The organism is Rheinheimera texasensis DSM 17496, from assembly GCF_000711985.1.
Lineage (GTDB): Bacteria > Pseudomonadota > Gammaproteobacteria > Enterobacterales > Alteromonadaceae > Pararheinheimera > Pararheinheimera texasensis.
Genome location: NZ_JONU01000007.1, coordinates 491,326 through 515,997 on the forward strand (window position 1 = coordinate 491,326; position 24,672 = coordinate 515,997).

19 protein-coding genes are annotated in these 24,672 nt (G+C 53.5%); 10 read left to right on the forward strand and 9 right to left on the reverse strand.

Features of this window, described 5'->3' with window-relative positions:
- Positions 1 to 5: 5 nt before the first annotated feature.
- The 5 genes from Q399_RS0102250 to Q399_RS0102270 are packed head-to-tail and all read right to left on the reverse strand — an operon-like array spanning position 6 to position 6,040.
- Positions 6 to 383 (reverse strand): copper resistance CopC family protein, encoded by a 378-nt coding sequence (locus Q399_RS0102250; protein WP_031565038.1) that lies wholly within the window; start codon positions 381 to 383, stop codon positions 6 to 8.
- The gene (locus Q399_RS0102255) at positions 383 to 721 is read right to left on the reverse strand and encodes a DUF3240 family protein (protein WP_051685677.1); all 339 of its coding nucleotides are present in this window, start codon (positions 719 to 721) and stop codon (positions 383 to 385) included. The genes Q399_RS0102250 and Q399_RS0102255 overlap by 1 nt, the downstream gene beginning before the upstream one ends.
- Positions 688 to 3,759 (reverse strand): efflux RND transporter permease subunit, encoded by a 3,072-nt coding sequence (locus Q399_RS0102260; protein ID WP_307689723.1) that lies wholly within the window; start codon positions 3,757 to 3,759, stop codon positions 688 to 690. Before Q399_RS0102260 ends, Q399_RS0102255 begins: the two co-directional genes overlap by 34 nt.
- Positions 3,756 to 4,784 (reverse strand): efflux RND transporter periplasmic adaptor subunit, encoded by a 1,029-nt coding sequence (locus Q399_RS0102265; protein WP_031565045.1) that lies wholly within the window; start codon positions 4,782 to 4,784, stop codon positions 3,756 to 3,758. The genes Q399_RS0102260 and Q399_RS0102265 overlap by 4 nt, the downstream gene beginning before the upstream one ends.
- A complete protein-coding gene (locus Q399_RS0102270) occupies positions 4,778 to 6,040 on the reverse strand; it encodes a hypothetical protein (protein ID WP_031565047.1) in 1,263 nt (420 codons plus the stop codon). The genes Q399_RS0102265 and Q399_RS0102270 overlap by 7 nt, the downstream gene beginning before the upstream one ends.
- A gap of 157 nt (positions 6,041 to 6,197) precedes the next feature.
- Between Q399_RS0102270 and Q399_RS0102275 the strand changes: the two genes are divergently transcribed.
- Positions 6,198 to 6,863 carry a response regulator gene (locus Q399_RS0102275; RefSeq protein ID WP_031565049.1) on the forward strand — a complete coding sequence of 222 codons (666 nt, stop codon included), beginning with the start codon at positions 6,198 to 6,200 and terminating at the stop codon, positions 6,861 to 6,863.
- Positions 6,856 to 8,241, forward strand: coding sequence for a histidine kinase dimerization/phospho-acceptor domain-containing protein (locus Q399_RS0102280; protein WP_037045485.1), 1,386 nt, complete (start codon positions 6,856 to 6,858; stop codon positions 8,239 to 8,241). The genes Q399_RS0102275 and Q399_RS0102280 overlap by 8 nt, the downstream gene beginning before the upstream one ends.
- Before the next feature lie 48 nt (positions 8,242 to 8,289).
- Here Q399_RS0102280 and Q399_RS0102285 read toward each other — a convergent pair whose 3' ends face one another.
- Positions 8,290 to 9,432 carry an alpha/beta hydrolase gene (locus Q399_RS0102285; protein WP_211253150.1) on the reverse strand — a complete coding sequence of 381 codons (1,143 nt, stop codon included), beginning with the start codon at positions 9,430 to 9,432 and terminating at the stop codon, positions 8,290 to 8,292.
- Positions 9,433 to 9,754: 322 nt separating this feature from the next.
- Here Q399_RS0102285 and Q399_RS0102295 point away from each other — a divergent pair, with 322 nt between their 5' ends.
- The 4 genes from Q399_RS0102295 to yghU all read left to right on the forward strand — a co-directional run bounded on the left by Q399_RS0102295 (position 9,755) and on the right by yghU (position 13,871).
- A complete protein-coding gene (locus Q399_RS0102295; protein ID WP_031565057.1) occupies positions 9,755 to 10,453 on the forward strand; it encodes a 3-keto-disaccharide hydrolase in 699 nt (232 codons plus the stop codon).
- Entirely contained in the window at positions 10,450 to 12,141 is a 1,692-nt protein-coding gene (locus Q399_RS0102300; protein WP_245612806.1) for a GMC family oxidoreductase, read from the forward strand. Before Q399_RS0102295 ends, Q399_RS0102300 begins: the two co-directional genes overlap by 4 nt.
- A complete protein-coding gene (locus tag Q399_RS0102305) occupies positions 12,142 to 12,930 on the forward strand; it encodes a gluconate 2-dehydrogenase subunit 3 family protein (RefSeq protein WP_031565060.1) in 789 nt (262 codons plus the stop codon). It begins immediately after the preceding gene.
- A gap of 104 nt (positions 12,931 to 13,034) precedes the next feature.
- On the forward strand, positions 13,035 to 13,871 hold the full coding sequence (gene yghU / locus Q399_RS0102310; RefSeq protein ID WP_031565063.1) for a glutathione-dependent disulfide-bond oxidoreductase: 837 nt from the start codon (positions 13,035 to 13,037) through the stop codon (positions 13,869 to 13,871).
- Here the strand turns inward: yghU and Q399_RS0102315 are convergent.
- The 3 genes from Q399_RS0102315 to Q399_RS0102325 are packed head-to-tail and all read right to left on the reverse strand — an operon-like array spanning position 13,868 to position 17,602.
- The gene (locus tag Q399_RS0102315) at positions 13,868 to 15,019 is read right to left on the reverse strand and encodes an HDOD domain-containing protein (protein ID WP_031565065.1); all 1,152 of its coding nucleotides are present in this window, start codon (positions 15,017 to 15,019) and stop codon (positions 13,868 to 13,870) included. The genes yghU and Q399_RS0102315 overlap by 4 nt on opposite strands.
- A complete protein-coding gene (locus Q399_RS0102320; protein ID WP_031565068.1) occupies positions 15,019 to 16,998 on the reverse strand; it encodes an EAL domain-containing response regulator in 1,980 nt (659 codons plus the stop codon). The genes Q399_RS0102315 and Q399_RS0102320 overlap by 1 nt, the downstream gene beginning before the upstream one ends.
- Positions 16,988 to 17,602 (reverse strand): response regulator, encoded by a 615-nt coding sequence (locus Q399_RS0102325; RefSeq protein WP_031565070.1) that lies wholly within the window; start codon positions 17,600 to 17,602, stop codon positions 16,988 to 16,990. The genes Q399_RS0102320 and Q399_RS0102325 overlap by 11 nt, the downstream gene beginning before the upstream one ends.
- A gap of 96 nt (positions 17,603 to 17,698) precedes the next feature.
- Here Q399_RS0102325 and nosR point away from each other — a divergent pair, with 96 nt between their 5' ends.
- Genes nosR through Q399_RS0102345 form a run of 4 tightly spaced genes read left to right on the forward strand, consistent with a single transcriptional unit; the run spans position 17,699 to position 24,653 of the window.
- Positions 17,699 to 19,036, forward strand: a complete 1,338-nt coding sequence (gene nosR / locus Q399_RS0102330; protein WP_051685678.1) for a response regulator c-di-GMP phosphodiesterase, NosR family — start codon at positions 17,699 to 17,701, stop codon at positions 19,034 to 19,036.
- Positions 19,037 to 19,039: 3 nt separating this feature from the next.
- Positions 19,040 to 20,239, forward strand: a complete 1,200-nt coding sequence (locus Q399_RS0102335; protein WP_051685679.1) for an FIST signal transduction protein — start codon at positions 19,040 to 19,042, stop codon at positions 20,237 to 20,239.
- Positions 20,236 to 21,588: a sensor histidine kinase gene (locus Q399_RS21340; RefSeq protein WP_051685680.1), complete on the forward strand. Its 1,353-nt coding sequence runs from the start codon at positions 20,236 to 20,238 to the stop codon at positions 21,586 to 21,588. The genes Q399_RS0102335 and Q399_RS21340 overlap by 4 nt, the downstream gene beginning before the upstream one ends.
- On the forward strand, positions 21,588 to 24,653 hold the full coding sequence (locus Q399_RS0102345; protein ID WP_031565084.1) for a hybrid sensor histidine kinase/response regulator: 3,066 nt from the start codon (positions 21,588 to 21,590) through the stop codon (positions 24,651 to 24,653). The genes Q399_RS21340 and Q399_RS0102345 overlap by 1 nt, the downstream gene beginning before the upstream one ends.
- Positions 24,654 to 24,672 lie beyond the last annotated feature (19 nt).

The following is a 24,672-nucleotide window of genomic DNA, read 5'->3' on the forward strand; positions in this document are numbered from 1 at the left end:
TGCAGTCAACCGGCATGCCCATGTAGCTCAAATTGCTGCGCACCGGAAAAATACCAGTGATCAGTGCCCCGGCCGGTCCAGCGTAAGGTATAACGGCCTGACTGCAGGGTTGGTAACGGCACTGCCAGACGGGTTTTAAACAACTGAGTGGGCGGAAGCGGCAATGCCGTCACCCGCCCGTCCGGCCATTGCAGGCTAAGCGCCGTCAAACGGGTTTTGCGGTCAAACTCTAACACCATTTGCGCCGGTGCCAGCTGCAACCAGGCACCATCGGCCGGATCGCTGCTGAGCAGGTGGTTTTTCGCCATAGCCAAAGGCCCCCAACAGCTCAGCAAACACACCAGCAAAACCCGCCACACACTAAAAACTGGCAACTGACGCATCAGCGCACCTCCGCGGGCAAATAATGCCCATGTGCCAGCACCGCAGACAATTCATAGTGCAGCCGCCCGCTGAGTTGCTGCTGCGCTAAATTTGCCAGCACTATCTGCGCCTCATCTTCACCAAGCAACAGCTGAAACCTGCTGTTAGCCTGGCGGCCGGCGACCTGCTCTGCCGTAGACATGGCACTGGGCCTGCGGCTGAAGCCAAGCACCGCATCCTGAGTAAAGCCCTGCACTACCGGGATTTGCATTAGCACATCGGCACAGGCATCCGCCAGACTTTGCGGCACTATCAGCGTCAGCATCACTTGCGGGCTTTGTTGTTGTGCATTAACCATTGATAAGCTCCTGGCATTAAAAATAACGTGACAACAGTTGCGCTGAATAACCCGCTGATCACCACGACTGCCAGCGGACGCTGCAGCTCAGAGCCTGGCCCGCTGACAAACAACAGCGGCAACAAGCCAAGTAACGCAGTTGCGGCGGTCATCAGCACAGGTCTGAGGCGGCGCAGTGCACCTGCACGGACTAAATGGCCAAGTGGCATACCGGCACGCCATTGATCTTCAAAATGACTGATCATCACCACGCCGTTCAGCACCGCCACCCCCATCAGCGCGATAAAACCTACTGAGGCCGGCACCGACAAATATTCGCCGCTGATAAATAAGCCAAAGATGCCGCCGGTCAGCGCAAATGGAATGTTCGACAGCACCAACAAAGCTTTTTTGCTATCGCGAAAGGTCGCCAGCAACAGCAGAAAAATCAGCCCCAATGACAACGGTACCACCAGCAGCAAGCGGCCAGCCGCCCGTTGCTGGTTTTCAAACTGACCGCCGAACACCAGCCGGTAGCCTGCGGGTAGCGGCAGCTTCGCCGCCAGTTGCTGCTCAATAGCGCCGACAAACCCGACCAAATCCCTGCCGGCCACATTAGTGCGTACCAGCGCAAAACGGCTACCGTTTTCGCGTGAAATCGCCACCGGACCATCAATCCGTTTAATCTCAGCCACAGTGCCAAGCGTGGTCTGCACACCACCGTCCAGCAGTAATGGCAGTTGCGCCAGCGTTTCAGTGCTGACTTCGTGGCGCTGGCGCAGTAACAGTGGTAACGGCCATTCACCATCCATCATCTGGCCTACTTCAATGCCGGCCAGGCTACTGCGAACCTGCTGCGCGAGTTTGGCGCTGTCGATGCTGTACAAATCAGTGGCCGCGTCGTTTAAGCGGATATTCAATAACTTACTGCCAGCCGTAACCGCGGTTTGGGTATCGACAGCGCCGGCTTCCTGGCTGACAATGGCCGCAGTTTTGGCTGCCAGATCTGCTAATACCGCAAGGTCTGGCCCAAAGATTTTGATCGCCACATCACCACGGGCGCCGGTAAGCATTTCCGATACACGCATATCAATGGGCTGAGTGAAACCAAAATTCACACCGGGAAATTGCTGCAAGACCTGGCGGATCTCCGCTTCCAGCACTGCCTTATCCGGCTGTCGCCACTGCCTGACCGGCTTTAACTGCATAAATAAATCAGTTTCATTGAGACCCATCGGGTCCATGCCAATTTCATCCGAGCCGGTGCGGGCGACGATTTGCTCTATTTCCGGCACTTTGGCCAGTAGTTCGGCCTCGATGCGCTGGTCCAGCGCAATGCTGGCGTCGAGGCTGATAGTGGGGATTTTTTCAATTTGCAGCATGATGTCACCTTCATCCAACGTCGGCATAAAGGTGCGGCCGAGTTGGCTAAAGGCCAGCAGCGACAAAGCAAATAACAACACGAGACTCACGACAAAACGCCGCCAGTGCGCCAGCACCCGCTCCAGCATCGCGGCATAACCACGCTGCAGCAGGCTGAACCAATGCGGATGTTGCTCTGCCGCCGGATGCAGCAGCCAGCCACATAAAGCCGGTAATAAAGTTAACGACAACACTAACGACGACAGCAACGCAAACACGATGGTCAGCGCGACCGGAATAAACAGTTTTCCTTCCAGTCCATCCAGCGTCAGCAGCGGCAAAAACACAATGACGACAATCAGCGTGCCTGAGATCACCGGTAGCGACACTTCTTTGACCGCCTGCAAAATAATGTGCAGTTTTGGCAAAGGGCGCGGCGTCGCCAGCCGGTCCAGCGTGTTTTCCACCACCACCACTGACGAGTCGACCAGCATCCCAATGGCAATCACTAAACCACCAAGGCTCATCAGGTTTGCGCTCATACCGGCATAGCGCATCAGTAAAAAAGTCGCGAGCGCCGCCAGAGGCAAATTGACCGCCACCAGCAAAGCAGCACGGACATTGCCCAAAAACAGCACCAGTACCAGCACAACAAACAGCACCGCCAGACCTAAGGCTTCTTCAACGGTTCCGACCGCTGTATCAATCAGCTGCTGACGGTTATAAAACACATTGATGTGCACGTCCGCCGGCAACATCGGTTGCAAAGTTTGCAGCTGCTGTTGCACCGCCCGAATCAGCTCACCGGTATTAGTGCCGCGCAGCGCTATTACCAGCCCCTGCACGGCTTCGCCCTGGCCGTTATGTGTCACAGCACCATAACGTTCCTGCCGGTCAATGCTGACGCTGGCAAGCTCAGTCAAGCGATAGCGCTGGCCATTACTGCCGCGTACCGACAGCGCCTCTACAGCTTCTGTCTGTTGGCGCTGCCCTTCAATCCGCACTGTGATGGCTTCAGTGCCTAAATCGAGCCGGCCAGCGCCCTGATTTTGGTTTTGCTGCTCAATTTGCCGCGCCAGTTCCTCCAGTGTGAGGCCGGCACTTTGCAACGCCAGCAAGTCCGGCGCGATATTCAGCACCAACGCGTCGCCACCAAGCAGATTGACATCGGCAACGCCGGGTACACCACGCAGCGCCGGTCTAATCTGGCGCTGCAAAATCTGTCGCCGTTCGCGTAAATCCAGCGTTGGACTATCGACGGTAAACATTAAAACATCTGACAACGGTGTGCTCATCGGTGCTACACCGCCTTCAAGACCTCCCGGCAATTCGGCGCGGGTTTCACTCAGCCGGTTAATCACCTGCTGGCGCGCCCAGTCAATCGGCGTGCCTTCGACAAAATCGACGGTTAAATCGGCAATGGCATATTTACTGGTGGAGCGCAGTAGCCGCTGCTGTGGTATACCCTGCAGCGCCAGCTCTAAAGGCCTGGTCACCAGCCGTTCGACTTCCTCTGCTGTCATGCCCGGCGCTTTTAAAATGATTTTTACCTGAGTTGGCGAAATGTCCGGAAAAGCATCAATCGGCAACTGCAACCAGGCCCGGCCACCGGCGACGGCTAACAAAGCCGCAAACGCCAGCACCACCCAGCGCTGTGTCAGCACGGCGGTCAATAATCCGGTCAGCATGGCGTTCATTCCGTGCCTCCCATGCCCTGTAACTGACCTTTTAATGCGGCGACATCGGCAGTCGCCACTGATTTACCAGCTAAGTCTCCCTGCAAATACACCCAGTCACCGCTGCGGCCGAGCACCCGGACTGGCAGCAATGCCGGCGATTCCGGACCTGTGATCACCGCATCACCACTGCCGTTTTGCACTATCGCCTGACGTGGCAACTTGAAACCTGCCAGCGTCTGCCATGGCTGTACGCTAAGACGCTGGCCAGGCAACAGAGCGCAGTCTGCCGTCAGCACGGTGCTGCGATACCGGCGAAATTGCTGCTCGACTACACCACTTTGCCAGGTCAGCGCTAAGGTGCAGTTTGGCGTCTGAACGCTATTGGCCTGCTGCGCTGCAGGCAGGCGCAATTCCAATACTGTCTGTTGGCTTTGCTGCATGCTGAACAGCCTGCTGCCGGCTGAGACTTGCGCGCCGGCCTGAAGCTCAGTATCAAACAACACATTACCAGCACTGCTGGCCAACAGCGTGATGCCGTCGCTGCCTGTTTTCGCCTGCCATTGTGCCAACAGCTGCTGTTGCTGGCGTAGAGCGGCCAGCTCAAGCGCGGTCTGATGCGCCTGATGCTGCCACTCCAACCAGGTTTCGCGCAGAATATCGCCGGCGGCATAACGCGACTGATTGTCACTGATGCGAAGTGCCGCCGCTTTAGCGTGATGTTCGGCGATCTCCAGCCGCTCGGCGAAATTCAACACCAAAGGCCCGCTCATCTTCAGCAAAGGCTCACCGGCCTGCACCTGCTGGCCCGACTGCACATAGACAGTGTGAACCTGCACTTCAAATGGCAGCATCAGAGTTTGTGTCGCGTGCACGTTTTGCACCACTTCGGCGGTGACCGGCAATGATGGTATTTGTGTGACCGCTTGCGCCTGTTGCCACTGATAGTCCCAGCCGGCAGCCTGGGCACAGGTCGCCAATGGCAGCGCTGCGGCGAAAATCAAAATTAAAATGCGCGGATTACGCGGTTGGTATTGCTTCACCATGTCAGACCTCCTGCCTGATCAAATTCAAATGCTGCCAGCTGCAAGCGCACCTCGGCGGTGGCGGCAGACTTTTTCAGCTCGCTGTGCTGCAAAAACAGCCGCAGCCATTCGCTGCTGCGCATTTCACCGGCTTTGAGCGCGGCATCTGCCGCTTGCTGAATGTGTTGGCTGTATTGCAGTTGTTGCTGACTGGCCTGTTGTTGCAACAGGGCCGACTGATAGCGGGCTTTGGCGTCAAACCATTGCTGGCGAACCAGACGCAAAGTCTCGGCCAGTTTCTGTTGCTGGGTTTGCATCGAAAGCATCGCCACTGCACTTTGTTCAGTGCCGCTGGCGCGCCCGATTGGCACAGAAAATTGCAGACCAATGGCGGTATCGTCCGGCAGCTGCGCGCCGCCGCGGGTTTGTCGCAGTACCAGACCAGCCTGCCACGGATTGGCAGCACCGCTGCTGTCGCGCACATAACTGCGTTCGGCGGCTACAGTTTCAGTCTGCTGGAGCAGCAGTAGTGGATGTTGTTGCCAGTCGCCGGCAACAGCGCTTCCGGTAACAGCGCTGCCGTTAACAGAGCGACCGGTGCGTTGCTGTGCCCATTGCGTGAGCCAGGGCGGCGGTACTGTCGCCAGACCTCTCGGCTGTTTATTGCCAGGCTGTTGACCTGTGAGCTGCTGACCGGCGAATTGCTGCCAGGCCAGCAGCGCTTGCTGCAGTTGGATTTCAGTCATCGCCAGCCGCGCCTCTGCTGCCAGCAAGGCGTTGTCGAGCTGCAATTTGTCGCTGCGCGTCAGCTCGCCTCTGGCAAAGGCGTCCTCTGCCAGGCGAACCATCTCTTGCAACTGCGTGGTTTGTTCACGCTCAGCCTGCTGCAGTGCGGCATACTCGGCACAGGCCGCTAATTGCCTTGCCAGTTCACCACTGAGCTGCCAGCGCAGTAACTGGCGGCTCTGCTGTTGCCGGGTAGTTAAGTCTTGCTGCAATTGCGCCAGATAACGCTGGTTGGCCGGCTGGTTCAACGCCAGGTTCAGACTCAGTTCGGTTTCATCGCCGCCGTTATTGAGCCCGGCGCGATTGGATAAGTGCGACACACCAAGTTGCGCAGGACCTTGTTGCCACAGCGCCAGTTCAACAGGTGCAGCCTGCGCCGGTAGCAGCCGGTTAATCAACTGGCCGGGCGTCAGTGCCGGCGCGGCCGGCCCAGGCTCAGCCAGCAGCGCAGGACTAAAAAACAGCGAAAATATCAACAGCCGAATTTGCATATCACCTCCATCAGATGAACGGCAAACTACAAGCTCTGGCTTAAACATTTCTTAAGTTCAGTCGCAACGGGTATTAGCCACCTGCTCGCACCAGCTTAAGTTTTGCTTAAGGCTAACGCGTTACCGTGCAAGCATCACCGCAACACAGGAGCGCGACATGCGGATATTGCTGGTCGAAGATGATCTGTTACTGGCCGATGGCATCCGCACGGCGTTGCAGCGCCTGCATTATCAGACCGAGCATTGCACGCGCGGCGCTGAGTTAGTCTCAGCACTAAAAACCAGTGAATTTGGCGCTGTGGTGCTGGACCTAGGCCTTTCTGATGGCTCGTCGCTGCCATTGATTGAACAACTGCGTCGCGCCGGCCAGACAGTACCCATTCTGGTGCTGACCGCACTCGACGATATCGATATCAAGCTGCAGGCCCTGAACGCCGGTGCCGACGATTACCTGTGTAAACCTTTTGACCTGCGTGAGCTTGAGGTGCGGTTACGGGTGCTGGCACGGCGTCATCAGGACAGAACCGACGACGAACTCAACGTCGCCGGCATCCGGCTGAATCTGGTCAATCAACGCTGCCAGTTTGCCGGACGCGACGTGACGTTAACCAACCGCGAATACATCCTGTTAAGAGAGTTTATGCAGCACCCGGATAAGATCCGCTCCCGCCAGCTGTTGGAAGAGCTGTGTTACGGCTGGGATGGCGATATCGACAGTAACGCCACCGAGGTGCATATCCATAACCTGCGCAAAAAGTTTGGCAGCAGCTTTGTCAAAACCGTGCGGGGTGTCGGTTATATGTTGGTGAGCCAGCATGATTGACTCGATCAAGACCCGCATTGTCCTGGGGGTGAATTTGGTGATCCTGCTGGTGCTTGTCATTGCGTCAGTGGTCGATTATTACCGCTCGTTGCACGAAATTGATGAAGTGTTTGACGCCCAGCTGGCGCAAACCAGCCGGTTGCTGGCCCGGTTGGTCGAAAACGACCCCGGCCTGCCCGACCGCCTCAGCCCGCTGATAGTCGCGGTGCCTGTCCTTGAACAACAGCTGATGGAAGTGCCTTCGGCACTGGAACGCCTGCGCGAAGGCCATAAATACGAAAGCCAGATTGGCTTTCAGGTACGAAGCCGGGATGGCCGGCTGTTATTAAGCTCAGCCAACACCAGCAACACGGCGCTGGCACCGTTGCAAACCGGCTATTTTGAACGCACAGATCCGGATCAGCAATGGATCAGCTTCAGCCTGTTTGACGAAACCAGTCAGCTGTGGCTGCAAGCCGGCCAGCATATTGCCGTGCGCGATGAGCTCAGCTGGTATCTGGTCAGCGGTCAGATTGGTCAGGTGCTGGTAACGATGTTACTGTTATCTGTGCTGATTTATTTGTTGGTACAGCATATGTTTACGCCGGTCGATGCGCTCAGGCAGCAATTGCAGCACAGCAGCCCAACCGCGTTACAGCCTCTGGATATTCGCTTACCCGCTGAAATTGCACCGGTTCAAAGCGCAATTAATACGCTGCTCGACAACATCAGCCAGCATCTGGCACAGGAAAAACGCTTTATCGCCGATGCCTCGCATGAACTACGCACACCACTGGCGATTCTGCGTTTGCATGCACAGAATATTAGTCTGGCTGACAATGACGCTGACCGGCAAAAAGCGGTCGATGCCATAATCAGCAGCTCAATGCGGATGAGCCATCTGGTCAGCCAGCTGATGGCGCTGGCCCGGGTCGACCGCCAGCATTTGCATCAGCTAAGCCCGATTAACTTAGTACAACTGACTGAAGAAACTTTGGCGCAGCTGCCACCAGCGCAGCTGGATAAAGTAGATTGGCAGCTCGACATTTCCCCAACGCTTAGTGTTCAGGGGGACTACAGTCTGCTGCGGGTGGTCTGGCGCAATCTGCTCGACAACGCCAGCAAATATGCGCCGGCTGACTCCTGTGTAAGGATCAGGGCCAGTCGCTCACATCAGCAGATCAGATGCGTATTTGAGAATGACAGTGACCTGGTGCTGCAACCGGACAAACAAAGGCTGACCGACCGGTTTTACCGCAGCCCGGGCCATCAGCAAATCGACGGTGCCGGTCTGGGTCTGTCAATAGTGAAACAGATCGTCAGCCTGCATCAGGCCAGCCTGCACATCAGCCAACAGCAGAACCTCGTCACTGTGACGCTCAGCTTTACTGAAGTCTGATAGTTCGACAACAGGTTTGCAAAAAGGCCAAGGTCGGCCCCCCGCTGATTACTGCGGCTTTGGCCCCAGTGTTTCAGTCAGAAAGCTGATCATATCATTGAGCGGCCCAACAGCGTCCCGCTCAAAACACTGGTTAAAATAACTGTTACAGCCGTTGTCGAGGTATGCGTGCTTTAAGCCCGGATAAACCTTTAGCCGGGCTGGCTGTCCGGCTTGTTGCAGCGCTGTTACGTATTGCCGGGCACTGTCCGGAGTCGTCAGGTCATCGAGACTGCCGACATGAACAAATTGCGGCGGCAGTTGCCGGTGCCGCGCCTGTGGGATCAGAAACTGAGGTGACAAAGCCCGATACAACTCCGGATGAGAGTTGACGCTGATGCCGGCGCCAAAGAATCCACGCGCACTCGCCTTGCCCATGGCCCAGAAGCCATTTTTAGCGGTTTCAAACTCGGCAAATGCCCGCGCCTGTAAATCAAATACCGCATAACTTAACACGGCGGCCTGCACCTTGATGCCACCGGCCGCCAGAATGCTTTCTGCTGTAGTGCCGGCCGGCAGATAACTTGGGTTAAAACCAGGATTGCGACTGGCAAAACTTTTCGACGACAAATGTTGCCCGCCGAGCAGCACCATCGCAGCTAAATGGCCGCCGGCACTGTCCCCGGTGACCGCCAGCCGCGCCGGATCGCCCTGATACCGCGCAATATTGTGCTGTACCCATAAAGTTGCACCCAGCGCATCTTCAACGATTTGATACAGCCGGGTGGTATTGTGGTTGGCACTTAATAGACGGTAATCGACGTTCACGACGACGATATCGGCATGGGTCGCCACATACCCTGCCATTTGCTGCATGATGCTTTTGTTATTAATCAGCCAGCCTCCGCCGTGGAAAATCACTAACACCGGCATTGGGCCGGCAATACCCTGACGCACCGGCTGATAAATATCCAGCGCCAAAGCCTGGCCGGCGGGTGTGGCATAAACAATATCGCGGTGCACTTGCACACCCGCGGCTGCATTTTGGTCCTGAGGCCGTGCCTGAGCGGCCAGACTGGTCATGGCCAATGCACTCAGGATGAACAACCAACTCAGCAATGAATGCAGCTGATTGCCCCGATTGCCCTTATTGCGATCAGAGCGCATCATCGCCCCGATAACTTCTGCTTGAGACCAAACAAAACTGTACATCTGAACCTCCTGTTTTTGTCCATCAGACTGAACCTCGCCGGGGTAAATTTCCAGCATTTTATGTAATCGGTTTCATTTTTAATTGCGCAAATCTTTGCGTTGAGCGCCTTTTGTCGGTGCTGCGAGGTTTTTTACCTCAAAAATGTAATTTTTTACTTGCATCCAGAGCCCCGCCATTGCTTTTATAGTGCACAAAATAACAACGCAGCCAGACCGTTCTCATATTGTCTGGCCAAAACACCTGATGGGTGTCGCGTGATAACAGTCGCGAATGCAGCAGTAAAAACGGCTGTTTCGCTACAAATCAACAAGGAGACAGACTTTGACTTCAGCAAAAAAACTGGCGGTTTTATTGCTATCCGGCGCACTTTCATTCAGTGCGCTGGCCGCCGACAATCAATTAACCGAGCAAGAGCAAGCCGACGGCTGGCAGTTGCTGTTCGATGGCAGTAGCATGGCGCAGTGGCGAAATTTCAAACAAACCGGTTTAAGCGACAAATGGCAGATTGACCAGGGCGCGATGAAGCTGACCGGCAAAGGCGGCGGCGATATTCTGACCAAAGCTCAGTACGCTGATTTTGAACTGCAACTGGAGTGGAAAATCGCCGAAGGCGGTAATAGTGGTATTTTTGTGCTGGTTGATGAAACCGGTAACACTATCTATGCCCATGCACCGGAAATTCAAATTCTCGACAACGAACGGCATTCTGATAACAAATTGGCCAACCACAGATCAGGCTCATTGTACGATATGATCGCATCCCCGCCGCAGTCACATAAAAAGGCCGGTGAATGGAATCAGGTGCGTATTCGTCTGCAGCAAAAGCAGCTGACCATCTGGCAAAACGGCATCCAAACCGCAGCAGTCGAAATTGGCAGTGCCAACTGGCAGCAGCTGCTTGCCAAAAGTAAATTTGCCAGTTGGCCGGGTTTTGCCGCGCAATCCACTGGTCATATCGGCTTACAGGATCACGGCGATGTGGTCTGGTTCAAAAACATCAAAATTAAAGAGCTGAAATGATGACGACTGCGCAGATTGACATGCCGGAAGTGCTGATTGTCGGCTCTGGCGCCGGCGGCGCTATGGCCGCCTATGAACTGACCCGCAATGGCCATAAAGTACTACTGTTGGAAGCCGGCCGCGATTACGACCCGAAAAAAGAAACTCCGATGTTTAAACTCAATGGTGACGCCCCGTTAATGGGCGCAGCGACGCCGGACAAGGACTTCGGTTTTTATGACGCGACCATCGACGGCGGCTGGCAAGTACCGAATGAGCCTTACACCAGTGCGCAAGGTAGCGAATTTATGTGGTGGCGTGCGCGGATGCTCGGCGGGCGCACCAATCATTGGGGCCGCTATGCACTGCGCTTCAGTGAACATGATTTTAAAGGCAAAAGCCGCGATGGCCTCGGTGCGGACTGGCCTTTTGAATACAAAGACATCGCGCCCTGGTACGATAAAACCGAAGCCTTAGTCGGGGTTTGCGGCACCAACACTGGTCTGGATGATATGCCGCCCTCACCCGATGGCGTGTTACAACCGCCACCACAACCACGGGTGCCAGAGCTTTTGGTTGCAGCCGCTGCCAAAAAACTCGGCATCCCGGTCGTACCGATGCATCGTGCCGTATTAACCCGGCCGCTTGACAACCGGGCCGCCTGTTTCTACGCCACGCCGTGCGGCCATGGCTGTTCAATTGGTGCCGCCTTTCAGACCACTACATCCCTGCTGCCGATGGCAAAAGCCACAGGCCTGCTGGAAGTGCGTACCGATGCAATGGTGAAATCAGTCACGACCGATGACAAAGGTCAGGTCACAGGTGTCAGTTATATCGACAAAAAGACCGGCGCTGAGCACAGCGTCACGGCCAAAGTGGTGATTTTAGCCGCCAGCGCCTGTGAGTCCGCCCGTTTGTTGCTGAACTCTAAAACCGACAAGTATCCGCAAGGCCTCGCCAACTCCAGCGGTCAGGTCGGTAAAAATCTGATGGATTCCACCGGTGCCAATATCGGTGCTTTAGTACCGGCATTACAAGGCCGGCCGATTTATAACGAAGACGGTCACACCGCCAACCATTTATTCATTCCCTGGTGGGGCCATCAGGCGCAGGCGGAGAAAAAACTCGATTTCCCACGTGGTTATCACTTCGAACTGGGTGGTCGATTTGGCGAACCCGGTGCCAATATCGACACCAGTCTGCAAGGCTATGGCAAAGAGTTAAAACAACAGGTCAAACACAAGTATGGCGCTTATGTGTCTTTCGCCCTGCGCGGTGAAATGTTGCCAAACCCGGAATGTTATATGGATATCGACCCGGAGGTGAAAGATAAATGGGGCATTCCGGTGGCACGTTTTCACTGGAAATGGTCCGAGCACGAGCTGAAGCAAATTGCGCATGGCCTGAAAACCGCCAAAGACATTCTGACGTTGATGGGTGCAGAAGTTGGCGAGTTGCCGACACCAGAACAAGCCATTTTAAAAGGTGGGCAGATCATTCACGAAGTTGGCACCACCCGGATGGGCGCGTCGAAAACCGACTCTGTGACCAATCAATGGGGCCAGAGCTGGGACTGCCCGAACTTGTTTGTGATGGACGGCGGTGTGTTTGCATCCAACCCGCATAAAAACTGCACCCTGACGATTATGACGCTGGCGATGCGAAACTCGTCCTGGTTGTCGACGCAGCTGAAGCAAGGAGCCCTGTAAATGAGCCACAAACCTGAGCAAGGCGAAGCATTGCAAACCTATCAAACCAATATGACGCGCCGTCAGTCACTAAAACTGATGGCAGCACTCGCCGCCAGCAGCATGTTACCGGCGTTAAGTGGCTGTGATACCGCGCCACCTGCAACGAAAACCGCCGCGCCAACTACAGCGCTTACTGGCGCCCTGACTGAAGAACACTGGCCGGATTTAAAGCTCGCGCCGTTAACAGGGCCGGGCTACGGCACAGATCCAAACCTGATTTTGCCGCCAGAATCGCCCTGGCCTTTAACGCTGACACCGGCGCAACTTGGTTTGCTGGCGTTGGTCGCGGATATTCTGGTGCCACGGGAAGGTGCAGTGCCATCGGCCAGTGAAGTCGGCGTGCCAACTGTGCTGGATGAATGGGTCAGCGCACCTTATCCGCGCCAGCAACAAGACCGGGTGACAGTGTTATCTGCCCTTGCCTGGCTCGATGATGAAGCGACGATGCGGTTTGGCAGCCGTTTTACCGGCTTAAAGCGACCGCAACAGCTCGCCATTATCGACGACATCGCTTTTGATAACGCGGACACCAAACCACAGTTCCGGCGCATGACCAAAGCCTTTGCCCTGCTGCGCGGCTTAGTGGTTGCGGCGTTTTTTGCCACACCGGAAGGCACCAAAGATATCGGTTATGTCGGCAATACCGCTATTGGCGGTGATTATCCGGGGCCGACGCCGGCTGCCAAAGCCCATCTGGATAAAATCTTAAGCGAACTGGGTCTGCAGGAATTTGCCTGGAAAGCCTGAGACCTTTAAAAACAGCGGGCAGCGTCAGGCCCGGCTTTGCGCCGGGTCTGTGCCCTGTTAAGCTCAGCCTGTTAAGGCAGTCCTGTTAGCACCGGAGTATTCCCATGACCACCTCTTCATACATTCCACCCAAAGTCTGGCAATTTGACAGTGAAAATGGCGGCGCTTTTGCCGCTATTAACAGACCCACCGCCGGCGCCCGCAGTCAAACCACCTTGCCGCGTGGCCAACATGCGCTGCAGCTATATTCGCTGGCAACGCCAAATGGCATCAAAGTAACGGTTTTATTGGAAGAATTGCTGGAGCTTGGCTTTGACGCCGCTGATTACGATGCCTGGTTGATTGATATCCGCAGCGGCGCGCAGTTTGGCAGTGATTTTGTCGCGATAAACCCAAACAGTAAAATTCCGGCGCTGCTGGATCACAGCACCAATCCGCCGACCCGCTTGTTTGAGTCCGGCTCAATTTTGCTTTATCTGGCAGAGAAATTTGGCGTGTTGCTCGGTAACTCCAGCGCTGAGCGCACAGAGATTCTGAACTGGCTGTTCTGGCAAATGGGCAGCGCGCCTTTTGTTGGCGGCGGTTTTGGCCATTTTTATGTCTATGCCCCGGAAAAATTCGAGTATCCGATCAACCGTTATGCGATGGAAACCAAACGCCAGCTTGATGTGTTAGAACGGCAACTGGCACAACAGCCCTTTATTGCAGGTGATAGCTACAGCATCGCTGATATCGCCATCTGGCCCTGGTACGGCCAGCTGGTATTAGGGCAACTGTATAACGCAGCAGAATTTCTCTCGGTGCATGAATACCCGCAGCTGCAAGCCTGGGCAGCGCGCATCGCAGCACGTCCTGCCGTGGCGCGAGGCCTGCGGGTCAACCGCAACTGGGGGCCGGAAGCACTACAACTGCCGGAGCGGCACAGTCGCAGTGATTTTTAAACTGCGCTGTGACCATTTAATAGCGGTAATTGCTGCAGTGCCTGCTGCAAACCGGGATGGGCCACCAGTTTTGCCATCTGCAGCAGGTAGTCCCGGCTGCACTGCAGCAGATATTGCCGCGCAATAAACAAAATAAAAGGACGTAAATCAGCTGGATCAGGCGTTTGGCCCTGACTGCTTATCAACAGTTCCAGCTCACATAATTCAGCCGGATACCCCCACAAAGTCAGCAGATACACCGTCATCACGCTATCGCTGGCTATACCGTTGATGGTTGCGGGCACTACAGGACCGCCACCGGCGTGCAACTGTAATTTGCTCAGTGGCCCAAGCGCACTTAATAACGCCGACACATAGAGTAAATCTTGTTGTTCAGCCGGCAATAACGTGGCCTGCGCCAGTTGCCGCACGGTAGCTGCCAGACGGAACGCGCGTTCACTGAGCTGCCGGTGTTCGCTGCCCTGTTGCTGACTACCGGCAGACTGCTCCACCGCCATAAGAGTCACGATGGCTTCAACCAGACGCAGCCCAAGCCGCATCAGGGCTTCCGATAAGGAATGCGTCGAGCGGCTGTAGCCGAGAAACGCCGAATTGGCCAGCTGCATCAGCCTTGCTGCGATCACCGGCTCGTGGGCAATCAAATCAACAATCTGAGTCAAATCTGGTTCTGCTGCCGTCAAAGCCTGTCGCAATTGCCGGATCACGGCCGGCAACACCGGTAAATTATCCCCCGTCCCGAGTTTGCGACGTAAATCATCCGGTAGATGCAACATGCGCAGGCGGTCAATACAACTGCATAAATCCTGCAGGTCATGCTCACTGAACGGCTTACCCAACACAAAATGCGCTTGCACGCTGACGCTGCTGACCACTTCCTCTGTGGTATCGCCGGTCATCAGCACCCGCACCGACTGCGGGTACACAGCCATCACTTGCGAAAGCACCATGTCGCCATTGATGTCTGGCATCAGGAAATCACTGATGACTAAATCCGGCACCACGCCTGATGGCAGAGTACTGGGCCAGTGCTGCGCGTCTTCACAAAGATAATACTGCCAGTCTGGCCTGAGCCGCAGCGCTGCCCGCAGCAGCGCCTTGAGCATGAAACTGTCATCATCGATAAACAATACCACGGGTTTATCAGCCATTAGTCTGCTCCTGTTATCTGGCCCGGCGCTCTGAGCTTCTGCAGAAACTCCGTCTCGGCCACAGGCCGTGCCACCAGATAGCCCTGTGCCAGGTCGCAGCCCATATCGCGCAACAGCTGCAGTTGCTCAGCGGTTTCAACCCCCTCCACCACCACTTCAACCTGAAGCGCGTGCGCCATCCGGCAAATATTGCTGACCAGGCTTTGGGTATTGATATTGGCTTCCAGATCCTGGATCAGCGACCGGTCAATTTTCAACACATCAACAGGCAGACGGGATAAATAGGCCAATGAGGAATAACCAGTACCGAAATCGTCGATGGCAATACGTACACCCAGCGCTTTCAGCGCCTGTAGCGCCTGTGCGCTTTGGGTCAAGTCCTGCATCATCCAGGATTCGGTCAGTTCCAGCTCCAGCATCGACGGGTCGACACCGGTTTCAGCGAATATCCGCTGCACCTGGGCGATAAAATCAGCCTGCGCCAGCTGAGCCCCGGAAATATTCACCGCCATACGTGCCAGCGGCTGCTGCTGTTCGCGCCAGCGTACCGCACTGAGACAAGCCTGACGCATCACCCACAGGCCAATTTCAATGATCTGGCCATCGTGCTCGGCGATCGGAATGAACAATGCCGGTGACACCATACCGAGTTCCGGATGCCGCCAGCGCAGCAACGCCTCGCAGCTGTCGATCATATTGCTGTGCAAATCCAGTTTGGCTTGATAATACAATTCAAATTGTTCGCGCTCTACCGCACTATATAACGCATCACTGATACGCAATTGTTGGCGTTTTTTATCTGCGACACCGGCGGAAAAACGCATAAAAAAGGCATGAGGGCTGTGCAGATGGATGCGGTTACTGGTTAACACGTTATTGAGCAGCCCTTTTGCACTGTCGCCATCCTCCGGCGCCATACAGTAACTGACTGTAAACTGTGGCCGCAGCGCCGTCGCCTGATGCTCCAGTTGTGTGCGGACTTTGTGCAACAAATCGGTCAGTTGTCGGTGCACTGTGACTTCGTCCGGAGCATCCGGTAAGGTCAGAATAAACAACTCATTGGCCAGATAAGCCAGCGAGCCATAGGGCCGACAGGCTTGCATTAGAATTTGGCAAATGGTTTCAAACAGCTGGCCGGCTTCGGCAAAACCCAGCATATCCGCCCAGTCACTGAAGTTCTTTAAGCGCACTGCTGCCACAGCAAAAGGCCGCTGCTGCGCTAACAATGAATCCAGTTTTTGCAACACGGCATGCTGATCCATGAGGCCGGAAGTATAAATAGCAGCAGGACCGTCCTGCTGCTGCAGCCGTTTGAAACCGACCAAAGTGGCTTCGGCGTCCTGATATTGCACATGCAGTTCAAACGTTTCACCACTTCGGGTCTGCACATCCATCGAACCATGTATATCCTGTAAAAAGGCCTGTTGCTGGTTATCGTTTAAATGGAACCATTGTTCGAACAAAGTGCCGCTGAGACCACCCGCAGTTTGCCCTAACAACTGTTGCGCGGCACCGTTGCTGCGCAGGATCACGGCTTCCGGGCTCAGTTCCAGCAAAGCACCGTTGCCGGCGATCAGTAACTGATTCCGCACCCGCTCGCTACGCTGATGGCGGTACAGCTGAAACGCCGCCGCAATTTCCGCCAGCAGGTGGTCATCTTCCCAGGGTTTTTGCAAAAAACGGAACGCGGTTCCGGAATTGAGCAATTGCAGCACTGACTGGAAATCAGAAAACCCGCTGAGGACCAGACAAACAGATTCCGGATACAATCGCTTCACTCTGGCCAATAATTCAGCGCCGGTCATCTCCGGCATGCGGTAGTCCGAGATCACCACCTGGCAATTATTCTGCTGTAACACCTGCAGCGCCTCAGCTCCGCTGGCTGCGGTAAATACCCGATAACCCGAGCGTATCAGCAAACGTTCCAGCGCTTTGAGAATGGATACTTCATCGTCAACTAACAGGATTTTATTCGGCATTATCCGCTCCAGTGCGCAGCAGTTGCTGCACCAGCTGTAATAACTGCTCGTTGTCAAAAGGCTTAGGTAACGTAGCATCAGCCCCTAAAGCTCGTGCTTTGGCCAACTCGTCTGGCCCAAGGCCAGAGATCACCAGAATCCGCACCGCCGCCAGTTCAGGCTGTTGACGGATAAAACTCAGCACTTCAAAACCATCGAGGCCCGGCATCGATAAATCGAGCGTGACCAAATCAGGCTTGCCGGTACTGATCTTGACGCCGGCCTGAAATCCATCAGCGGCAAAATCTAACTGGTAACCGGCACCGAACAGCACACGACGAATAGCATTGCGGTAAGCCATTTCGTCATCAATCACCAGAATGCGCGCCGACAGCATGGCATGTGGCACGGGCGTCTGCACGGACTGGCTGGTATCGATCAAGTCCTGCGGCATCGGCATCTGTTGCTGTTGTAAAAAGCGGATAAAGTCATCGAGCAGCACCCGATAATTACCCCGTCCCGGTAACTTGTGGCCCTTCAGCTGACCGTTGGCGATCCACCGGCTGACAGTACGGTGATGCACATCACAATAAGCGGCAATTTCACCGGGCTTCAAAGTTTTCATCGGGCTTTCCTGTGTGGGCAACTTGACTTCTGCATGGTATAGCATAAATTGTCTATTAAAGACAAATGCGACAAATGAGATATTTCAGGACTGCATATGGCTACTGATTCTATACAAGCGCTTCCGGTGTTGTTGTGTGTCGATGATGAGCCCGGCATCCTGAAGTCTTTGCAACGGTTATTTATTGGCCAACCTATCCATCTCGAGTTGGCTGGTAGTGGCCGTCAGGCGCTTGAATTGATGCAGCAAATGCGCGTGCAGGTCATTATTTGCGACATGCGCATGCCCGAAATGACCGGAGCTGAGTTTTTAGCACAGGCGGCTCAGCAACAACCGGATTGTTACCGCATTCTGATGACCGGCTATGCTGACCTTGCGTCCACTGTTCAGGCGATTAATCTTGGAAAAATCCACCGTTATGTACAAAAGCCCTGGAACAACCAGGAATTGTTGACGCTGGTCGAAGAAGGGCTGGAGATGTTCCGGCTGATCAGGGCGAATAAACAGCTGACTGCGCAAGTTGCTAAACAAAATCAGGAACTGAAAGTACTGAACCACAATCTGGAAGAAATGGTACAACACCGGACTGCGCAACTGAAAAAGACGCTCTCACAGCTCAAAAGCCTGGTACAGCAACTCGAGACCGATCATAAAGCGACTCTCGAAGTCCTGTACAACATCATCAGTAACGATCCGGCACTATCCGGCGAGTTCGCATTAAATGTCAGCCAAACTTGTCTGGCTTTGGGCCGGCAAATGGGATTAGAAAGGCAACAGCGTCAGACGCTGCGCCAGGCCGGTCTGTTTTGCGAGCTTGGCAAAATCGGTCTGCCCAATACGGTAAAAGCGACGCCTTTTTATAAATTGTCGTCGCTGGAAAAATCTCAGTATCTGCAACACCCGCAATATGCCGAGGATATCCTCGCCCCTGCATTGCATCTGGCGCCAGTCCGCGAAGCCATTTCGCAACAATATGAACGTTTTAACGGCAGCGGGGAACCGTCGCATAAAGTCGGCACCGACATTAATATCAATGCTCGCGTGCTGGCTGTCGCCAGAGATTTCTGGATGTTTGTCTTTCAGCGTCTGAGCCAGCAAAGCCACAGTTACGACCAGGCCCTTGAACAAATAAGGCGCCAGCAAGGGACCTGGTATGACCCGGAGATTGTAATTGCGCTGTCTACATTAGTTCATACCGGTATGCGCATCGGCTCTGAACAAACTTATTCAGGCTTAAGTGTCGCAGAGCTGCTGCCGGGCATGCGTTTACAACATAATCTATACAACAATAAGAAACTGCTGTTATTACCCAAGGGTTCACTTCTCAATGCTGCAACCATCGATAGTCTTCGGCGCTATGAACTTAAGCACAAAATAACATTAGAAGTCCCTGTCGAGCACTCCGCGGAGATCGACCAGTCGGAAGAGGAATAGCTGATGTTCAACTTATTACAGATTGATGCGACCGACAGCCAGGCGATGACAGCCAGCCTCAACGCAGCTTTTCACGGGAAACCTGCCAGTTTACTGATCGCAACCGGCAATGTTGCCAGTATGAAAATCCTGCAAGAACTCGAAGATCCGCAACGCTTTAGTACCAACTGGATAGCATGCAGTTCTTGTATCGGTGCAGCCTCATCTTTCGGAGTTGACCAGGTTTCAGACCGCAGACTCACACTGCTGGTGGTCGAAGATCCCGCAGGCAGTTATGGTGTTGCCAGTGTTGTACAGGTTCCGGGCGACATCGTTCAGCAGGCCGCAGCAACAGTGAAGGCTGCCATTCTGCGAGCCAAACGCCCGGCAGAGTTACCAGCCCTGATATGGTGCATGCAAGCCCCTGGGTATGAAGAGCAGATTATCGCTGGCATCCAGCAGGTTGTGGGTGATCAGGTTCCGATTTTAGGTGGAAGTGCAGCAGATGATGCTGTCACCGGTGAGTGGTGCCAATACGATGGCCAACAATTGGCGGGAAACTTATTGGTGATTGCCGTGTTATATCCAACAGTCGCCATCAGTAGCTACTTCAGCAGTGGGTATAGTACAGAACCGTTCAGCGGCACCGTGACAGAAGTCCAGGGCCGGCGTATTACCAAAATCAACGACCAAAGCGCTTTAGAGGTCTATAACAACTGGTTGCAGCAAACCGGAGCGCCACAACAAGCGCCAGGGCAAGTGATGAGTGACTGCACCTATTATCCGCTCGGACGTCAGCTTGCCGCTAAAGACATCCCGTTTTCTCTGCTTAGCCTGCCTACCAACATCCACAATGACGGCGGCATTGAGACATTATCTGAAGTGCAGCCCGGCGATGTGGTGACGTTGATGTCTGGCTCTAAAGAGCAGTTAGTTCGCCGCGCCAGCCACGTCGTTCGTGTCGCAACTAATAATTTACGTCTGCGTCATCAGACCGAACCTGCTGCAGCCCTTATTGTTTATTGCGCTGGCTGTATGCTGGCAGTGAGAGCAGAAATTGAACAGGTGCAACGCTCCTTAACTGAAGCACTGCCAGGCCTGCCTTATCTGGTGGCGTTTACTTTTGGCGAACAAGGGTGTTTTGCCGACGGTTATAACCGCCACGGCAACCTGATGATTTCTGCCGTTCTGTTTGGCCAGCAGCACCAGGAGAGACTGCCATGACATTACCTGAACTCTGGCAGGAAAAAATTCTACAACTGACTTATGAAAAACAGCAACTTGAGCAGTTCCGCCAGCTCAATGAGTTACTCAGTCGCGGGCTGGCGGCGATTCTATCTTCAGAGCAACAAGAAACGCTGTTTAGCAAACTATTTGATGTGGTAACCCATGTCATAGATTACGACGCCATCCTGATCCTGCAATTAAATGACCAGCAAACCACTGCGCAATTGCTGGCTTGCCTGCCAGCGACTTTACCTACAGCCGACCTCACAATAGACGCAAGTTGTCCGTTGTTTCGACAGGATTTAAATTTGTTTGATCTGTCACTGCTGGATTGGTGGCAACAGCTTTTACCACTGACGGCCGGTTATAAATCTGCCCTGACCTACCCGCTGCACACGCCGCAATCGGCTTACACCATGATTTTGCTGTCACGCCGGATCGGTGCATTCTCCGCTAACAGTGCTGTAATTTTACGTTCGTTCAGTACTTTTATTGCCAGTACACTCTCGCAGTTGGAAAAGCGTAAACTGCAGGATGAACGCGATACATTGCGGGCACAACAACACCGCATTGAGCAAAGCCTGTTACGGCAGGAAAAAATGGCTGCCATCGGTCAGCTGGCGGCAGGCGTAGCGCACGAGCTGAATAATCCACTGGGTTTTATCTACTGCAACCTCAATACGCTCAAACATTATCTGCAACAATACGACAGCTTTATTCAGTCGAGCGTAGCCGCTCATCCCGAACTAATCCCGCAAGCCAAGGCTCTGCAACTGGATTATATCCGCAGTGAGAGCAAGGACCTGTTAGAAGAATCACTGGAAGGAGCACGACGCGCCCGAGACATTATCAATAATTTGCGTACTTTCTCCCATCCGGATGAAAAGACCATGCAGGAGATTGACTTCGGAACTCTGCTCAAAGATACAGCACGAATCGCCCAAACTCAGGTGAAACACAACGCCAAAATACAGCTGGATTTGCCGGACTCGCCAGCAATGGTGTGCGGCAATTCCACACAACTCAGTCAGGTCTTACTGAATTTACTGATGAACGCCAACCAGGCAATTACCAACGGCAAAGGTGAGATCCGGCTGATACTGCGCGAAACATCAGGACTGTGGCAGCTACAAATCACGGATAACGGCTGCGGGATTGCCGAACATGTGGCAGCGCATATTTTTGAGCCGTTTTTTACCACTAAACCGGTCGGTCAAGGCACCGGGCTGGGTCTGTCGATGTCCAGAGCTATTGCTGAGCAACATGGCGGCAGTCTGATGCTGGCCAGTTCCGGTAGCACCGGTTCCAGCTTTGTATTAACACTGCCGGCACTGGAGCAGTGCTGATGGTTTGGCTCAGTAAAGCATTGACGCTCAAAAGGCTGAAATATTGGTTGCTGTTGGTCTTACTCGGGACTTTAGCCAATATTACCGTCGTTGATCTGCCATTTGTTGTGCCCTTTAGTGTTGGAAACATAGCGTTATTCCTCATTTTGTTGCGGCTGGGACTCTTCTGGTCAATACCGGCTGCCGGTTTGATATTATTGCCGCTTTATCAAAATCTGGCGTTTGCAGCCAGTCTGTTGCAGCTTGCTGTATTGTTATGTTTTAACCAGGCTATCCGGCGGCACAGTATCGCTGCGGTGCTGACCTATGCTGTTGCGAGCACCTTACTGTTTGGCCAGCTCGCTCCGGCAAAAATTTCTGCAGAGCCCCTGTACTTGCTTCTGCACTCAGGTCTGAGTACTGCGGTGTTCGCATTTTGTTTGCGATCGATGCTGCTCCTGGACACATTGACGCATTCAAATCATTCTGAGCAACAACCACTGACATTGCAGCTGTCACATCGGGTCGCCATGTACAGCAGCATTCCTTCGACCTTACTGATTGCACTGGTGTTACATGGGGCAATAGCACTGGATCTATCACGAGCATCTTTACGTTATCAGGCAGAACAACATCAGTTGGCGCAACAGATAAGCTTACGTTTATTGAGTTATCAGACACAGCTGAACTTAGCTGCCGAAATGCTTGAATTGGCAGCACCTTCGCAAGTGTTACAAATGCTGACAGTGCAACGGCCAGAATTTATTTCGGCATTAATCACCGATGCCCGGGGCGAAGTCCTGCATTTTTACAAAGCTGATTTACCCCAAACAGCCAGATCCGGTACCAATGTATCGGACCGGCCATATTTTTTTCAGCCGAAAAAAACTGGCCAAGCCTTTATCAGTGATACTTTTTTAGGCCGAAACCTTGGTCAGGATCAGCTGTTTGCAGTCAGCATACCGTTACAGGACCCACAAAAAGGTTTTCGGGGCGTGCTTGAGGTGTCCATCGATCTGAAGGCGCTGACCGCGACAATGACAACAACAGATGTCGACATCTCTCACCGGGTATTACTGGACCGTGAAAGGAAAAAGATTTGGGGCACTGCCGACACCCGTCCACTCGGCGAGGTTTGGTCTGTCAGTACACAATCAGACCCAGCTGCGCGAAAATTTCTGCGCAATAGCTGGTTTAACAGCGCAGGCCCCATCACGCTGACCCAGAATGCCGCCCATCTATTGCAGCTGCATGCCGTGAATCCGGGACAATGGCAGTTGAAGTATTTTATCGATACTGATGCCTTTATACAGCGCTATCATGTGTTTCTTGCCATCGCCATGCTGATAGCTCTATTGCTGCTAGAGGCCATCACTGCTCTTTCCCGATCATTTGTGAGCCGTTATACAGTGGCACTTGAACAACTGGCTGAAAATGCATCCGGCTGGCAGCCAGATGACATGCCACAACCACGGCTCTCGTTTGAACAATCAGCAAAGGAGATTGAAACTCTGGCCAATACGCTCAGTGAGATGCAGCACCGTGTGCGTGGCTCACGGCGGGCCATGCAACATTCGATGCAACAAATAGTCATGTTGAACAATGAATTGGAACAGAGAGTCCAACTTCGTACTGAGGAACTCAGCAAAGAACGAGACCGCGCACAGCAACTTGCATCCGTCAAAACCCGCTTTCTGGCGAATATGAGTCATGAGATCAGGACACCCATCACTGTAATTAAAGGCTTTACTGAACAATTAATGCACAAAGTTACAGCTGCAGAATTACCCCTGGTGCATCGGATCCAACAAAATACCGAGCATTTACAACGATTGGTCGACGATATTCTCGATACCGCGAAAATCGACGAAGGCAAAATGAATCTGGAGCTTCAGGCCGTCGCTCTCAGCAGCTTTATTGAAGACCTGATCAGCAGTATCAGTGCACTGGTTGCCCAAAAGCAGCTTCGGTTAATCAGCCGCTTTAGTCTTAATCAGGAAGTTTCAATCACAGCCGATCCCTTTCGTTTAAAGCAAATTTTATTAAACCTGCTGAGTAATGCGATTAAATTTACGGCAAAAGGCGACATCACATTGGATGTGAAACAAAACATTCGTGGTGACATTGAAGTCGCAGTTATCGATCAAGGCATTGGGATGAAACCCGAACAGCTGACTCAGCTGTTTTCTGCTTTTACGCAAGCAGACAGCAGTACCAGCCGTAACTTCGGGGGAACTGGTTTAGGTCTTTATATCAGCCGTCAATTGGCTGAAGCGATGCAAATACAAATAGATGTGGCCAGCGAGCCGGGGATAGGTTCTACATTTACCCTGATAATCCCCGCTTCGCTGATACAAAATACTGCTCAGATCACACAACAACAGCCGCAAACTCACCAGCCAATCAAGCTAGTGCCAGCCAAAGTGTTGATTGTTGATGATGTCGCTGATATCCGCGCTTTGATAGCTTCCTATCTGGAGCAACAACCGCTGAGTCTACATTTCGCTGCAGATGGTATGGCAGCAATCGAAATTTGCCGGCAACACAAGTTTGATTTGATCCTGATGGACCAACAGATGCCGGAGTTAGATGGCTTCAATGCGGCCCGACAACTCCGTGACATGGGGCTGAGCTGCCCTATCATTTTACTCAGCGCCGACGTCTTTGAAGATCCTGGTAAACAACTGGATAAAGTCTTCGATTTAACAATGACTAAGCCATTTTCGAAGCAACAACTACTGGAAGCAATAGCAGCACAGCAGGTGAAATACGCAACCGATAGTTCTCAAAGCATTGCATTGGCTGACGTTAGCATCACCTCGGCAGGAACAGATAACGACGACTTACTCGTTGAATACCGCGAGTCCCTCCCCGCATATGTCGAGAAAATAGATAAATTGATCACGCAACAGGAACTCGACAAACTTCAGCGTTTACTTCACCAAATCAAAGGTACAAGTGCATGTTTTGGTTTAACAGAGATCAGCGAAAGTGCGCACAGAGCGCTACAGGCACTGAAAACAGGCAGTTTGGATCAGGTCGCTATCTCTCAGTTGCAAAATCACCTGTCTGATGCAGGAACCTAGAAACCGGCGTATCGCCGGT

What these genes read in the sequence shown, in the direction of transcription:
- Q399_RS0102250 (WP_031565038.1), bottom strand. Translation starts at nt 383, where the DNA reads ATGCGTCAGTTGCCAGTTTTTAGTGTGTGGCGGGTTTTGCTGGTGTGT.
- Q399_RS0102255 (WP_051685677.1), bottom strand. Translation starts at nt 721, where the DNA reads ATGGTTAATGCACAACAACAAAGCCCGCAAGTGATGCTGACGCTGATA.
- Q399_RS0102260 (WP_307689723.1), bottom strand. Translation starts at nt 3,759, where the DNA reads ATGAACGCCATGCTGACCGGATTATTGACCGCCGTGCTGACACAGCGC.
- Q399_RS0102265 (WP_031565045.1), bottom strand. Translation starts at nt 4,784, where the DNA reads ATGGTGAAGCAATACCAACCGCGTAATCCGCGCATTTTAATTTTGATT.
- Q399_RS0102270 (WP_031565047.1), bottom strand. Translation starts at nt 6,040, where the DNA reads ATGCAAATTCGGCTGTTGATATTTTCGCTGTTTTTTAGTCCTGCGCTG.
- Q399_RS0102275 (WP_031565049.1), top strand. Translation starts at nt 6,198, where the DNA reads ATGCGGATATTGCTGGTCGAAGATGATCTGTTACTGGCCGATGGCATC.
- Q399_RS0102280 (WP_037045485.1), top strand. Translation starts at nt 6,856, where the DNA reads ATGATTGACTCGATCAAGACCCGCATTGTCCTGGGGGTGAATTTGGTG.
- Q399_RS0102285 (WP_211253150.1), bottom strand. Translation starts at nt 9,432, where the DNA reads ATGTACAGTTTTGTTTGGTCTCAAGCAGAAGTTATCGGGGCGATGATG.
- Q399_RS0102300 (WP_245612806.1), top strand. Translation starts at nt 10,450, where the DNA reads ATGATGACGACTGCGCAGATTGACATGCCGGAAGTGCTGATTGTCGGC.
- Q399_RS0102305 (WP_031565060.1), top strand. Translation starts at nt 12,142, where the DNA reads ATGAGCCACAAACCTGAGCAAGGCGAAGCATTGCAAACCTATCAAACC.
- yghU (WP_031565063.1), top strand. Translation starts at nt 13,035, where the DNA reads ATGACCACCTCTTCATACATTCCACCCAAAGTCTGGCAATTTGACAGT.
- Q399_RS0102315 (WP_031565065.1), bottom strand. Translation starts at nt 15,019, where the DNA reads ATGGCTGATAAACCCGTGGTATTGTTTATCGATGATGACAGTTTCATG.
- Q399_RS0102320 (WP_031565068.1), bottom strand. Translation starts at nt 16,998, where the DNA reads ATGCCGAATAAAATCCTGTTAGTTGACGATGAAGTATCCATTCTCAAA.
- Q399_RS0102325 (WP_031565070.1), bottom strand. Translation starts at nt 17,602, where the DNA reads ATGAAAACTTTGAAGCCCGGTGAAATTGCCGCTTATTGTGATGTGCAT.
- nosR (WP_051685678.1), top strand. Translation starts at nt 17,699, where the DNA reads ATGGCTACTGATTCTATACAAGCGCTTCCGGTGTTGTTGTGTGTCGAT.
- Q399_RS0102335 (WP_051685679.1), top strand. Translation starts at nt 19,040, where the DNA reads ATGTTCAACTTATTACAGATTGATGCGACCGACAGCCAGGCGATGACA.
- Q399_RS21340 (WP_051685680.1), top strand. Translation starts at nt 20,236, where the DNA reads ATGACATTACCTGAACTCTGGCAGGAAAAAATTCTACAACTGACTTAT.
- Q399_RS0102345 (WP_031565084.1), top strand. Translation starts at nt 21,588, where the DNA reads ATGGTTTGGCTCAGTAAAGCATTGACGCTCAAAAGGCTGAAATATTGG.